Consider the following 13865-nt stretch of genomic DNA (forward strand, 5'->3'; position numbering starts at 1 on the left):
TTTGGTTTCTTATGCAATAATTAAAATTAAACACTGTTTTGATTAAGATGTTTAAAATTTAGTTCCACTGTTTATTACTGATGTTTTAAGCTTCAAATTTAAAACAATAAAACGTTTCTAACGGGTAAATTTAAAATTTTGCAATAATCTTAAAATTTAGCTGCCTAGATGTTAAAAAATTAGGAATTGCGTAACGGTTATTATTAACATCTGTTAACCATAAGTAAGAAACTGTATTATTGATATTGAGTAAGTTAAACACTTCTGCATAAACGATAAAAGAATTGAAATAGGTATCAAACCATTTAAATCTTTTAATACTTTCTTTATCTAAAATATCCTTAGAAAAACCTATATCTACTCTTCTGTATGGTGGTATGGTAAAATTTGTGGTGAAGTTATTGGTTTTAGGTGGCCAACTTGGTAATCTGGAGCCATATAGTAAACTTAAATGAACCTTATAAGTTGGGCTGTTGAATAACCTATCCTGAAAAAATATAGAGAAATTTACGCGTTGATCAGTTGGTCTTTTGATAAAGCCTGGAAAAACAACTTGCTGATTTCCATTGGCATCTGTTCTGGTGAAAGAATCACCGTTGATATCTTCTTCTGTTTTCATCAAAGAAAGTCTAAAAGAGGATTCTAAATCCCGCACAAACTCGCCACTGATTGAAAAATCTAAACCAGCAGCATATCCTTTTGAGGTTAAACCAGCATTGTACCTTACTCGAAGATTTTCTAACTCGTAAGGTGTAAGTTGTAATAAGGCTTTGTAGTAAACTTCGGTATTGAACCTCAAATTGGTTCCAAAAGATTTAAATTTATAATCTGATGAAGCAATGAAATGTAAAGACTTTTGCGATTTAACATCTGGATTTATCTGACCATCAAAACCTCTTAGCTCTCTATAAAAAGGCGTTTGAACGTAATAACCACTAGCAAATCTATAAATAATGTCTTTTTCCTTTTTAGGATTATAGGTTAATACCAACCTTGGGCTAGGTAAAAACTCTTTGGTGAAACTATTATAATTAAACCTTAAGCCACTTGCTAAAATAAAATGCTCGCCAATATCTGATGTATTTAAGATATATCCTGAAATCCTGTTAGTAGTTAAGGTATTGCTTGCATTACGATAATCAAACAGCGGAAAACCATTCGTATTATCATTTGGCAAGGTATAACCTGCAGAATCTAAATAATTAAACTCTAAAAGTTCATCTTTGATATAGTCTTGCTGAAATCTTAAACTGGTTTCCCAGTGGGTGTTATTTTTAGAAAAATAATATTTGATATCACTAGCTAAAACACGAGCATCCATTTGGTTTCTGCCATAATCTTGAAAAGCACCTATACCACGGTTTGTTACCACGTTACCAAAACCGCCTCCTAAAAAATCAGTTTCTACTTCATCAAATAAATAAGAACCAGTTATATCAAAATTCTCTCTTTCAGACATGATAAAAGCAGAATTTATCCATTTAAGCTTGGCTTTATCGTTAAGCTTATAATTAAAAGTAAGCGCTCCCACTAAGTTGGTATATTGATCTATCTCCTGCCCCTCATAATTTACCCTTAATCTTAAAGTTTGCTGTAAAGTACCAAAAGTAGTTTCTCTGGATTGCGGCAACAAACTAAACTCGCTGCTGTTGGCAATACCTAAAAATTCTACATTTAAACGTGAATTTGCTTTGTAATTGACAAGGGTTTGTAAATCGTAAAAACGCGGGTCGTAGCTACCTCTAATAGGTTGGGCATTAAGGACAAATCTATTTCTCTTATTTCTAAAACTTAGTGCTACATTAAACTTCTTTTGTACGAAAAAAGTACTTGCAGACAAACCATTAGTACCCACACTGATGACACTTGCAGTCGTATCTCGTGTTTTGTAATTTACGTCTAAAACGGATGATAGCTTGTCGCCATAACGAGCTGAGAAACCTCCGGCAGAAAATTTAACATTAGATATTAAATCAGGGTTAATTAAACTTAAACCTTCTTGCTGTCCATTTCGCACTAAATAAGGTTTAAAAATCTCCACATCGTTGATATAAATGAGGTTCTCATCGAAATTACCTCCACGTACAGAGTATTGAGAGCTTAATTCGTTATTGGTAGAAACGCCGGGTAGCTGTTTTAACATCGCCTCAAAACTTTGAGCAACATTAGGAGATAGCTCAAAATTACGGGCATTTATACCGGTCATTCCTTCTATCCTAGTACTTTGGTCGTTTACCACCACTACATCAAGCATTTGTTTATCTTTCACCAAAACAACATTAAGAACGGTATTTTTCTCTAATTTAAGATTAGAAATATTTGTATTGTATCCTGATAATGAAAAAGTTAACGTGTAATTTCCAGGTTTTAAGTTGATAAGATATTCTCCTTTGATATTAGATATTTTTTTGACATCTAAATCTTTCACACTAATCTCTACACCACTTAAAGATTCTGATTGTGCATTACTTATTTTCCCAGAAAGCCTTAAGGTTTGCTGTGCAAAGATATTTGCAGAGAAGCATAAAAATATAGCCAGAAGAAAACTACGCATGGAAAGTATCAGGAGATATATGCTTTAACTCTGCAATAGCATGCAATTGGTCTTCGGCAGCAAAAATAGCGTTACCTGCTACCAGCACATTGGCACCTGCTTTTAATAAAGCTAAAGAATTATGATTACTTACGCCGCCATCAATTTCTATAAATAACTTAGGATTTTTCTCATCAGCCATTGCCCTTAACTGCTGTATTTTATGGTAACTATTTGTAATAAATTTTTGTCCGCCAAAACCCGGATTAACCGTCATGATTAAAGCTAGGTCCAATTCTTCTATCACATTTTCCAATAAAGAAACCGGTGTATGAGGATTAATTGCAACACCTGCTTTACAACCTAATTCTTTAATTTTATGGATGGTTCTATCCAAATGATTGCAAGCTTCATAATGGACAGTAATAACATTGGCGCCTGCTTTTTGGAAATCTTCCAGATAACGGTCTGGATTGGTAATCATCAAATGCACATCTAAAGGTTTTAATGCATAATTTTTAACTGCTGCAATTACCGGAAAACCAAAAGAGATATTAGGTACAAAAACGCCATCCATAACATCTACATGTATCCAATCTGCCTCACTATGATTAAGCATTAAAATATCTTGTTTAAGATGGGCAAAGTCTGCAGATAAGATAGATGGTGCAATTAAATGATTCATGATTCAAATATAATAAATATGCTTTCTTTTAAAACTTTAATCATAAGCTAAATGTATTTATCTTGTCTAAGAAATCATCACTTTATGAAATATAACGTTCTCTTTTTCTTTATCATTTTTTTAAATCTCCAAACAAAAGGACAAATTTTTAAAACTGATAAATTATCTGTTCATTTTTATGCTGCCGCACCTGTTGCCGATATTGATGCACTTACCAATTACGCAAATGCAAGTTTTGATTTAAAACGTAAGGAAGTAAAAGTAACTATACAAATGACTTCTTTTAGCTTTAAAAAGGCTTTAATGCAACAACACTTTAATGAGAAATACATAGAAAGTGATAAACATCCATTAGCTAGCTTTAAAGGTAATTTTAAAGATAATTTATCTGATAAACCTGATGGTACTTACGTTATTTACGTAGAAGGCAAATTTAACCTGCATGGCGCTGAAGTTAATCAAATTATACCATGCAAAATCACCATTCTAAAGAATCAATTAAGCGTTAACAGTTCTTTTATATTAAATACAAGAGATTTTAAAATCGAGCCTCCAAAAATCTTGACAAAGCCTATCGGCGAAAAGATTGAAGTAACTGTTAATGGCGTCCTCCATAAAATTAGCGGCTAAATTTAAGTTAATTTAAATCCTTTTTTAAAAGCTCTACCTCTTAACTCATTCGCTTCTTGATCATTTATAAAAAACTCCTTCTCAGGATTCCATTTCAATGGTCTTTTTAGTTCGTAAGCAATGTTTGCTATATTACAAACGCTAGCAGTTCTATGCCCTATTTCTACATCGCAAATAGGTTTACTTCTATTTTTGATAGCATCTAAAAAGTCTTGATAATGGTTGGTACTATGATAAATGCCTAAGCTTTTAGTATCAATTTCTTTATTTTGTAATGATGAAGGGTTAACTTCTAACTTTTTTCGTTGCACAACAACAGTACCTTCTTTACCATTAAACTGAATGGCATTGTTAATCCCAAAATTCTCATGCGTCATTTTTAGACCATTAGCATATTCAAAAGTTAAGAATTTATGATTTTCATCTGGCGGAGTTACAGCAACAGGCCCGCTATGATCCATATTTAAAGCCCATTGTACGATATCAAACATGTGAGCACCCCAATCTGAAACCATACCGCCACCAAATTCTTTATAATCTCTCCATTTAGCCCAAAAAGAATTGATATCTGGATTTAATTTTTCATTAAAATGGCTATAATCTTTGTTAGGCCCTAACCATTTATCCCAGTTTAAATCTGCCGGAATTTCTTCTTTAGGTAAATTATAAGCCTGCGGTGGTGGTCCAACACTTACCTTAATATTATCTAACTCACCAATATAACCACCTCTAATTAAAGCAACTGCTTGCCTAAACTCATCCCAAGAGCGCTGCATACTTCCTGTTTGAAAAACACGATTATATTTACGTGTTGCATTTACCATGGTTCTTCCCTCTTCAATAGTAAGGGATAATGGCTTTTCACAGTAAATATCTTTACCTGCCTTAGCTGCTGCAACAGCCTGCACCGCATGCCAATGGTCTGGCGTGATGATGACTACTGCATCAATATCTTTTCTTTGGATGATTTCCTCATAATCTTCGTATACATCGCAACCTTTATACTGAGTGGTACCTTTTTTCTCAGCATAAAACTTATTAATTTCTTGTGCAAAAAAATCAAGTTTTCTTTTATAAACATCGCTTGCTGCCACTATCTGCGCTTGCTCCTGACCAGCAAAGGCCCGCCTTAAGGTCATAGATTGCTTTCCGGCACCAATAAAACCTAAATTAATCTTATCGCTAGGTGCTACAAATCCTTTACCTAATACAAAGCGTGGCACAATCATAAATGCCGACAATGTAGCTGCACTTGCTAAAAACTTACGTCTGGAAACATTGGTTATTTCCTTTTCTTGATTTTTCATGTATATATTCTGATGAGATTTGATAAAATACTTTTATAAGAATGCGCTAATATGCTATAATCTTCATAAAATGCTTATCAAACTCTGGTTTAATAATGGATGGTATCTAATATAGAAATTATTATCTGTTTTAAAATTACAAAATAAAAAAACCCGCTCTATCATAAACAGAGCGGGTAAAAATCAAAAAAATATACTTTTTAAGCTTGAGGAGTTTCTGCAGGAGCAGCCTCTGGCTTAGGTGGGCGTGGTAATAAAGCTTTTCTAGAAAGTTTTAATTTACCTTGCTTATCAATATCTAGTAATTTAACTCTTACCTCATCTCCTACTTGGAAAATTCCGTCCATAGTCTCATAACGTTTCCAATCTATTTCAGAGATGTGTAATAAACCATCTTTACCTGGCATAATTTCAACGAAAGCACCAAAAGGCATGATAGATTTTACTTTCCCTTCGTAAACTTCGCCAACTTCTGGTTTAGCTACGATGTTTTTGATTCTTCTAACTGCTTGGTCTATCGAGTCTTTATTATCAGCAAAAATCTGGATGATACCTTTATTATCTTTTTCTTCAATAGAAATAGTAGCACCTGTTTCGCGTTGCATTTCTTGGATGATTTTACCACCTGGTCCAATTACAGCACCAATAAATTCTTTATCTATCGCCATACTGATGATACGTGGCGCATGTGGCTTGTAATCTTCACGAGGAGCAGACATGGTTTTTTCCATCTCACCTAAGATATGTAAACGACCTTCTTTAGCTTGGTTTAACGCTTCTGTTAAAACCTCGTAAGATAAACCATTCACTTTTAAATCCATTTGGCAAGCTGTAATACCATTTCTTGAACCTGTAACCTTAAAATCCATATCTCCTAAGTGATCTTCATCTCCTAAGATATCAGAAAGGATAGCGTATTTACCCGTTTTATCATCAGAGATTAAACCCATAGCAATACCAGAAACTGGTGCTTTAAGTTTGATACCAGCATCCATTAATGCTAATGTACCAGCGCAAACAGTTGCCATGGAAGAAGAACCGTTAGATTCTAAGATATCAGAAACTACACGGATGGTGTAAGGATTCTCATCATCACCAGGTAATACTTTCTTAATAGCTCTCATAGCTAAGTTACCATGACCAATTTCTCTTCTACCCACACCACGGTTAGGACGAGCCTCGCCAGTAGAAAAAGCAGGGAAATTATAATGTAATAAGAATTTGTTATAACCGTTGATGAAAGCACCATCAATTAACTGCTCATCATCTTTAGCACCTAAAGTAACGGTAGTTAAAGATTGCGTTTCGCCACGTGTAAATACAGCCGAACCATGAGCAGAAGGTAAATAACCAACTTCGCTCCAGATAGGGCGAATTTGTTTTGTATGACGTCCGTCTAAACGGATACCTTCATTCAATAATAAAGCTCTTACAGCATCATACTGAACATCATGGAAATATTTCTTAGCTAAAAATTTAGTAGTTTCTGTAGCATCTTCACCTAAAGCTGCCAAAACTTCTTCTTGAATAGCTTTAAAAGCTGCCGAACGCTCGTCTTTACTTGCACCAGATTTTGCTACAGCATAAACTTTATCGTAAGTATCAGCCGTAATTTTAGCTTTTAATTCTAGGTCGCTATTTTCATGGCTGTATGTTCTTTTTACAGTTTTACCAACTAGCTCTCCCAACTCTACCTGAGCCTGAACTTGAACTTTAATAGCAGCGTGTGCAAATTGTATAGCTTCTACCAATTCAGCTTCCTGAATTTCGTCGGCTTCACCTTCTACCATGTTAATATCCTGAGCAGAACCGGCAACAATAAATTCTAAAGTTGCTCTTTCCAAATCAGAACGAGAAGGATTGATAACCAATTCGCCATCAATTTTAGCTACACGAACTTCTGAAATTGGGCCATTAAAAGGGATATCAGAAACTGCAAGAGCTGCAGAAGCCGCTAAACCTACCAATGCATCAGGCATGATATTTTTGTCTGATGAAATTAAGGAAATCATTACCTGCGTTTCAGCATGGTAATCTTCTGGGAATAATGGACGTAAAGCTCTGTCTACCAATCTAGAAATTAAAACTTCATAATCAGATAAACGGGCTTCACGACGTAAAAAACCTCCAGGGATACGACCAGCTGCCGCATATTTCTCCTGGTAATCAACGGATAAAGGAAGGAAGTCGACACCTTCTTTTGCATCTTTATTTGAAACAACAGTGGCTAAAAGCATGGTATCACCTTGTTTCACTACTACTGAACCATCTGCTTGCTTAGCTAATTTTCCAGTTTCGATCTCAATGATACGGCCATCGCCTAAATCAATCGACTTTTTAAAAACATTTAAACTCATATTTATTATTTAATCGGCACAAAAATAGTCTTTTATATCTGTTATTCAGTGTGGTGCGAGATTTTTTTATATGATGAGATTATTGCTTTAAGAAGTCTGATATAAGATTTCATTTTTTGAGATTATATAATTAACGAAACCTCTACGTTTCACCTATTTTTATGATGATTTTTTAAAAAAATAAGGCCAGAATTTTCATAAAATTCCGGCCTTATTCAAATATTCATTTTTTCTAATTATGCGTAATTTGCCTCACTGTAATGTTTTGTGCAGTGGACCCTGTAATATAAACAGTATAAATTTTTCCTTCTGCAAAGGCACTTAAATCAAATGTACCTAAGTTTTCTGTTCCGCCAGCAGCATAAACCTGTAAAGAAAGAATCCCTGGCTCTATATTCATAAAATTACTAGCATTATCTCTGGCTAAATTTGCCGCTAGATTAGTAGTAGAATTTCTTCTAATATCTACATTAGCCGGAGCAGCATCACTTAAATGAACAAACCTTACCTTCGCTTGTCCGCCAGCTGGAGCAGCTAAATCATCCTTATAAAGTTTAACTCTAGCTTGTTGACCATCTCCTGCCAAGAAAGCCGTGTATGAACTTCCATTATCAACATCAAATCTTCCGCTAGCGTAAGCCGTTGTAGAACCTTCATTTCTAAATTCTAAATTTAAATTATTACCAGAATTTGTGGTGATATAATCTGAAGAATTACTAAAGGCTAATCCTCCTTGAATAATGGCATTATTAGCTAAAAATACGCTTTGTGCATTTGATGCTGATGATGCATTTACGACTTTAATTCTCGCTGATCCAGTTTCGTCTACATCATCCTTTTTACATGAAGTAAAACCTACAGCTAATGCTAAAATTAATGATCCGCTTAAAATTTGCTTAAAAAAATTGTTCTTTTTCATAGTTATATATTAATGGTTACATAACTAGGTAAACAAATTTTAAACCTAAATTTTCTATTGTTATAAAATTAATCTTACTATTAAAAATTAAATTTATAACCAACTAAATACTTTTTTTTCAAAAATTTTAAGCTAGATGCAAAAACGGATGTTTTCTTTATTATACATTAACTAAAAAATATATCTTACGATAAAGCTCTTGTGGGTCAAAAGGTTTACTTAAACAATCATTCATACCTGCGGCTTTAATATCAAGAATTAATGTATCTGAAACAGATGCGGTAAACGCTAATATAGGAATACGAGATTTTCGACCGTCTTGCATATTCCTGATAAACTGAGCTGCATGATAACCATCTAATTCTGGCATATATAAATCCATCAAAATAATATCAAAATCTTCTTCTTTTAGTTTGGCAATAGCTTCAAGTCCATTTTCTGCAAAAGTGGGTTGGTTGTTCCATTTATTTAATACCTTTTTAAGCAATAACCTATTCATAACATGATCTTCCGCTACTAATATCTTAAGATGACTTAAATCTTCTTTTAAAATATCAGTATTTTTAACTTCTGTTACTAAGCCTGCATCACCAATTTTAAAATTTATATTAAAGAAAAATTTTGAACCCAAATTGGGCTGACTTTCTAGGCTAATACTACTTTCAAAAAGCTGTAATAATCTTTTCACTATCGCCAGGCCCAATCCAGTACCACCATAATTTTTTGAAACAGTAGATGATGCTTGTATAAAAGGTTCAAAAATAATTTCTTGCTTATCTTTGGTAATTCCTATACCAGTATCAGCAACAGCAAAATTAATTTTTATATAACTTTGGCTCCTATCAATTATCTTTAAACTAATCATAACATTACCTTTTGCAGTAAATTTTAAAGCGTTACCAAGTAAGTTATATAGGATTTGAGTTATCCTCAGTGAGTCTGAAATTATGAAAACAGACTTCAACTGTTCATCCAAATCAATCATTAAATTGATTTTCTTTTCCTCAAACTGAAATTTCATAGTAGCACAGATATTCTGTACCTGTTCGTATAAATTAAAACTGATATTATTCAAACCTAGCTTATCAGAATTTAACTTATTAAAGTCTAAAACATCGTTTATTAAAGCTTGTAAATTAAGAGATGAAAATTGTAGTATTTTTAGATTTTCTTGCTGGTCATAACTTTTAGGATCAGAAAGAAACAAATTCGTCATTCCTATAACTGCGTTTAATGGCGTCCTTAATTCATGAGACATCGCAGAAAGAAAATCTGATTTAGATTGTGCAGCTTTATTGGCTTCTTCAACTGCTATTTCTAGCTTTTTATTAAGTTCTTTTTGTATACTCATATTGTTTTTAAACGCTTCGTTAAAAAAATAATGAGCTATAATAACTGTGAGAAAATTTAATATTACTAAAATCTCATAACCTGGAGAAGCTACAAAATCTGAAGTATATTTATTTGAGAATACTTTATTATCGTAAAGCAGGTTTATCATTACTGGAAGACAAGCTAATATAGAAGCAATAAGTGCAACTCTAGAGCCTATAAGATAAAAACTACTCATGATAAGCATAAAGATAAATTGGATAATAACCAAACTTAAGCTACCTGATTTTATGAATATATTAGACCAAATAACAACAAGACCCACCCAAACCATAAAATGGCTAGTTTTAGAAATACTAATTTTTTTAGAGAGTAAAAGTTTAAAAAGTATAAGATAAATAACACCAAAAATTACAGACCGATTTAACTGAAAATCTTGTTGGTAGTACCATGCTGTAATAATCACAACAATTACCTTAGAAAGAGATAGTATGAGTAAAGAAAATAGAATTTTTATTTTAGCCCTTTCCAAGGAATCTGATTCTGTAGAAAGCAGCTTATTTAAAGACCAGTTTACAATTGAGAGATTCTTCATGAGAGCTACTTCACTAAGATAAGTATTTATTCAATTTTGAAAATAATATTTTAGAAAAAACAGTTAATAATTTAACTAAAAAGCGACAGCTAAAATTTATTCCATAAAAAAAAGGAACCAAATAAATTTGATTCCCTTTCCTTATCATCCTAAAACGTGTTTTTTTTTATTTTACCGTATCAACAATAGCTTTAAAAGCTTCAGGATGATTCATTGCTAAATCAGCTAAAACTTTTCTATTTAAACCTATGTTTTTTGCAGCTAATTTCCCTATTAATTGAGAATAAGAGATACCATACTGACGGGCTCCAGCATTAATACGCTGAATCCATAACGCTCTGAATTCTCTCTTTTTAACTTTTCTGTCGCGGAAAGCATATTGCAAACCTTTTTCAACAGTATTTTTAGCAATGGTATAAACCTTACTTCTTGAACCCCAGTAGCCCTTGGCTAAACCTAAGATTTTTTTTCTTCTTCTTCTTGACGCAACTGCGTTAACCGAACGTGGCATATTTTAAATGATTTTGATAAACGGCGATTCGTATTTCAGAATTCTTACTACCGGATACCTGGTTAATAAATTAATTACTTTCCGATACAAAGCATACGTTTAACATTACCCATATCTCCATCATTCACGTATGTAGTATGAGTTAAGTTACGTTTTTGCTTCGTAGTCTTCTTAGTTAAGATGTGACTTTTATAAGCACTCTTTCTTTTGATTTTACCTGTTCCAGTGAGCGAAAAACGCTTTTTTGCACTAGAATTGGTTTTCATTTTTGGCATAATTATGCTTTTTAATTTAACCTGTGGATATTTATTTTTTTAACGTTTTAGGCGCAACTGTTAAGAACATTCTCTTTCCTTCTAACTTAGGAAGAAGTTCTACTTTTCCATAATCTTCTAAAGCTTGAGCAAATTTCAACAACAAAATTTCTCCTTGCTCTTTATAAACTATAGCCCTACCTTTAAAGTGAACGTAAGCTCTTACTTTTTCACCTGCTTCTAAAAAGCTAACAGCATGCTTTAATTTAAATTGAAAATCATGATCACTGGTATTAGGGCCAAAACGGATCTCCTTAATAACAGTTTGTTTTGCATTTGCTTTGATTTCTTTAAGTTTCTTCTTTTGCTCGTAAACAAACTTATTATAATCAACAATTTTACATACCGGCGGATTCGCATTAGGTGAAATCTCAACTAAGTCAAGTTCCAACTCTTCTGCCATCTGCAATGCTTTTTCTATAGGGTATACGCCCTGTTCAATATCCTCGCCTACTACCCTAACTTCTCTGGCTCTAATACGTCTATTGATATTATGAGCCGGCTCTGTGGTTCTTCTGCTTCTGTTATTCGGATTCAATTTTGGTCTAATAATAGTCCTCCAGTTATTTAAATAATGATTTCTTGTTGAAGATGATTTTGGAACTCTTCTAAAGTCATACTTCCTTTATCTCCCTCGCCATGCTTACGTACAGAAATCATGCCTTCTTGCATTTCTTTCTCACCTATAATCAGCATATAAGGTAATTTTTTGATTTCAGCATCCCTAATCTTCCTTCCAATTTTTTCATCTCGCAAGTCAATCAAACCGCGAATATCGGAATTATTTAAAGATTCTAAAACTTTTTTACCATAATCTTCAAATTTTTCTGAAATTGGTAAAACTATAAATTGCTCTGGTGTAAGCCATAATGGGAAATTTCCAGCACAATGCTCGATTAAAACAGCCACAAACCTTTCTAATGATCCAAAAGGTGCTCTATGAATCATCACCGGACGGTGTTTTTGATTATCGCTTCCGGTATATTCGAGCTCAAACCTTTCTGGTAAATTATAATCTACCTGTATAGTTCCTAGTTGCCATTTTCTACCTAAAGCATCTTTAACCATAAAGTCTAGTTTTGGCCCATAAAACGCTGCTTCACCTAGCTCTATTACGGTTGGTAATCCTTTTTCTTCTGCAGCTTCAATAATGGCTTGCTCTGCCATTTGCCAGTTTTCGTCAGAACCTATGTATTTAGTCTTATTCTCAGGATCTCTAAGAGAAACTTGAGCTGTATAACTCTCGAAACCTAAAGCCTTGAAAACATATAAAACTAAATCAATTACTTTTTTAAACTCCTCTTTAACCTGGTCTGGCCTGCAAAATAAGTGAGCATCATCTTGCGTAAAGCCTCTTACACGGGTTAAACCGTGTAACTCACCACTTTGCTCATAACGGTATACAGTACCAAACTCGGCCAATCTTACGGGTAAATCTTTGTAAGACCTAGGTTTAGCTTTATAAATTTCGCAATGGTGTGGGCAGTTCATCGGTTTTAAGAAAAACTCCTCACCTTCTTGTGGAGTCTTAATAGGCTGGAAAGAATCTGCCCCATATTTATCATAATGCCCGGAGGTTACATATAAATTCTTATGGCCAATATGAGGGGTTATAACTTGATCGTAACCTGCCTTTTGCTGCGCTTTCTGTAAGAAATTAACTAATCTTTCTCTTAAAGCGGTTCCTTTAGGCAACCATAAAGGTAAGCCCATACCTACTTTCTCAGAGAAAGTAAACAGCTCTAATTCTTTGCCTAGCTTACGGTGATCTCTTTTCTTGGCTTCCTCAATCATTTGAAGATACTCGGTAAGCTCGCTTTGCTTAGGAAAAGTAACGCCATAAATACGGGTTAACTGCTTTCTGCTTTCATCACCTCTCCAATAAGCACCTGCAACGTTCATCAGCTTTACAGCCTTGATGAATCCTGTATTTGGTATATGCGGCCCTCTGCATAAATCAGTAAAATTACCCTGTGTATAGAAAGTGATTTTACCGTCCTCAAGGTCTTTGATTAAATCTAATTTATATTCATCTCCTTTTTCTTCAAAATACTTTAAAGCTTCTGCCTTAGAAATGGATTTTCTGATATATTCAAACTTACCTTTAGCCAGTTCGATAATCTTATCTTCTATTTTTTTAAAATCATCAGATGAAATCTGATGGTCTCCAAAATCAACATCATAATAAAAACCTGTTTCTATAGCCGGTCCAATACCAAATTTTGTTCCTGGATATAAAACTTCTAAAGCCTCTGCCAACAAGTGAGCGGATGAATGCCAGAAAGTAGATTTTCCATCTGCATCATTCCAGGTTAATAATTTCAGAGACGCATCTTGCTCAATAGGTCTTGAAGCATCCCAAACTTCGCCGTTTACTACGGCGGCTAATACGTTTCTGGCTAAGCCCTCCGAAATAGATAAGGCAATTTGATGAGCATTGGTTCCTTTTTCATATTCCCTTATAGAACCATCGGGAAGAGTAATTTTAATCATGTACAACTATGATTTATATTCGTTAATTATGTAAAAAACACTTATACAAAAGAGTGCTAAAAGATTCCGTGAAAATAGATGTTTTTTTTGAAAAGCGACTTACTTTATAGGTGGAAATTCAACTTTTTTATGGAGTCTCTATAAAATATAAAAGAAATTAATTAGGGAATCCGATAATCACAAAAAAGC

General features: G+C 33.6%; 11 protein-coding genes. 1 reads left to right on the top strand and 10 read right to left on the bottom strand.

Going from position 1 to position 13865, the window contains the following annotated elements; genetic code table 11:
* Nucleotides 1-130: 130 nt before the first annotated feature.
* Both B2745_RS15970 and rpe read right to left on the bottom strand, forming a co-directional pair.
* Entirely contained in the window at nucleotides 131-2554 is a 2424-nt protein-coding gene (locus B2745_RS15970; protein ID WP_304068740.1) for a TonB-dependent receptor, read from the bottom strand.
* Nucleotides 2547-3218: a ribulose-phosphate 3-epimerase gene (rpe, locus tag B2745_RS15975; protein WP_304068743.1), complete on the bottom strand. Its 672-nt coding sequence runs from the start codon at nucleotides 3216-3218 to the stop codon at nucleotides 2547-2549. The genes B2745_RS15970 and rpe overlap by 8 nt, the downstream gene beginning before the upstream one ends.
* Nucleotides 3219-3302: 84 nt before the next feature.
* Here rpe and B2745_RS15980 point away from each other — a divergent pair, with 84 nt between their 5' ends.
* Nucleotides 3303-3848, top strand: a complete 546-nt coding sequence (locus B2745_RS15980) for a YceI family protein (protein ID WP_304068746.1) — start codon at nucleotides 3303-3305, stop codon at nucleotides 3846-3848.
* Between the two features lie 2 nt (nucleotides 3849-3850).
* On the opposite strand, the gene B2745_RS15985 is transcribed toward B2745_RS15980, so the two are convergent.
* The 8 genes from B2745_RS15985 to thrS form a co-directional block, all read right to left on the bottom strand.
* Nucleotides 3851-5155 carry a Gfo/Idh/MocA family protein gene (locus B2745_RS15985; RefSeq protein WP_304068748.1) on the bottom strand — a complete coding sequence of 435 codons (1305 nt, stop codon included), beginning with the start codon at nucleotides 5153-5155 and terminating at the stop codon, nucleotides 3851-3853.
* 200 nt (nucleotides 5156-5355) lie between these two features.
* The gene (gene pnp, locus B2745_RS15990; protein WP_304068751.1) at nucleotides 5356-7512 is read right to left on the bottom strand and encodes a polyribonucleotide nucleotidyltransferase; all 2157 of its coding nucleotides are present in this window, start codon (nucleotides 7510-7512) and stop codon (nucleotides 5356-5358) included.
* 232 nt (nucleotides 7513-7744) lie between these two features.
* A complete protein-coding gene (locus tag B2745_RS15995) occupies nucleotides 7745-8431 on the bottom strand; it encodes a DUF4397 domain-containing protein (RefSeq protein WP_304068754.1) in 687 nt (228 codons plus the stop codon).
* Between the two features lie 160 nt (nucleotides 8432-8591).
* Nucleotides 8592-10229, bottom strand: a complete 1638-nt coding sequence (locus tag B2745_RS16000) for a response regulator (protein ID WP_304068757.1) — start codon at nucleotides 10227-10229, stop codon at nucleotides 8592-8594.
* 295 nt (nucleotides 10230-10524) lie between these two features.
* Complete coding sequence (gene rplT, locus B2745_RS16005; RefSeq protein WP_026904406.1) at nucleotides 10525-10869, bottom strand: 50S ribosomal protein L20; 345 nt, start codon at nucleotides 10867-10869, stop codon at nucleotides 10525-10527.
* 74 nt (nucleotides 10870-10943) lie between these two features.
* Entirely contained in the window at nucleotides 10944-11144 is a 201-nt protein-coding gene (gene rpmI / locus B2745_RS16010) for a 50S ribosomal protein L35 (protein ID WP_026904407.1), read from the bottom strand.
* Between the two features lie 31 nt (nucleotides 11145-11175).
* A complete protein-coding gene (gene infC / locus B2745_RS16015; RefSeq protein ID WP_026904408.1) occupies nucleotides 11176-11721 on the bottom strand; it encodes a translation initiation factor IF-3 in 546 nt (181 codons plus the stop codon).
* Nucleotides 11722-11750: 29 nt separating this feature from the next.
* A complete protein-coding gene (thrS, locus tag B2745_RS16020) occupies nucleotides 11751-13676 on the bottom strand; it encodes a threonine--tRNA ligase (protein ID WP_304068760.1) in 1926 nt (641 codons plus the stop codon).
* Nucleotides 13677-13865: the final 189 nt, after the last annotated feature.

The organism is Pedobacter glucosidilyticus, assembly GCF_002483235.1.
Lineage (GTDB): Bacteria > Bacteroidota > Bacteroidia > Sphingobacteriales > Sphingobacteriaceae > Pseudopedobacter > Pseudopedobacter glucosidilyticum_B.

Coding starts and splice junctions, on each gene's coding strand:
- B2745_RS15970 (WP_304068740.1), bottom strand. CDS start 2,554: ATGCGTAGTTTTCTTCTGGCTATATTTTTATGCTTCTCTGCAAATATC.
- rpe (WP_304068743.1), bottom strand. CDS start 3,218: ATGAATCATTTAATTGCACCATCTATCTTATCTGCAGACTTTGCCCAT.
- B2745_RS15980 (WP_304068746.1), top strand. CDS start 3,303: ATGAAATATAACGTTCTCTTTTTCTTTATCATTTTTTTAAATCTCCAA.
- B2745_RS15985 (WP_304068748.1), bottom strand. CDS start 5,155: ATGAAAAATCAAGAAAAGGAAATAACCAATGTTTCCAGACGTAAGTTT.
- pnp (WP_304068751.1), bottom strand. CDS start 7,512: ATGAGTTTAAATGTTTTTAAAAAGTCGATTGATTTAGGCGATGGCCGT.
- B2745_RS15995 (WP_304068754.1), bottom strand. CDS start 8,431: ATGAAAAAGAACAATTTTTTTAAGCAAATTTTAAGCGGATCATTAATT.
- rplT (WP_026904406.1), bottom strand. CDS start 10,869: ATGCCACGTTCGGTTAACGCAGTTGCGTCAAGAAGAAGAAGAAAAAAA.
- rpmI (WP_026904407.1), bottom strand. CDS start 11,144: ATGCCAAAAATGAAAACCAATTCTAGTGCAAAAAAGCGTTTTTCGCTC.
- thrS (WP_304068760.1), bottom strand. CDS start 13,676: ATGATTAAAATTACTCTTCCCGATGGTTCTATAAGGGAATATGAAAAA.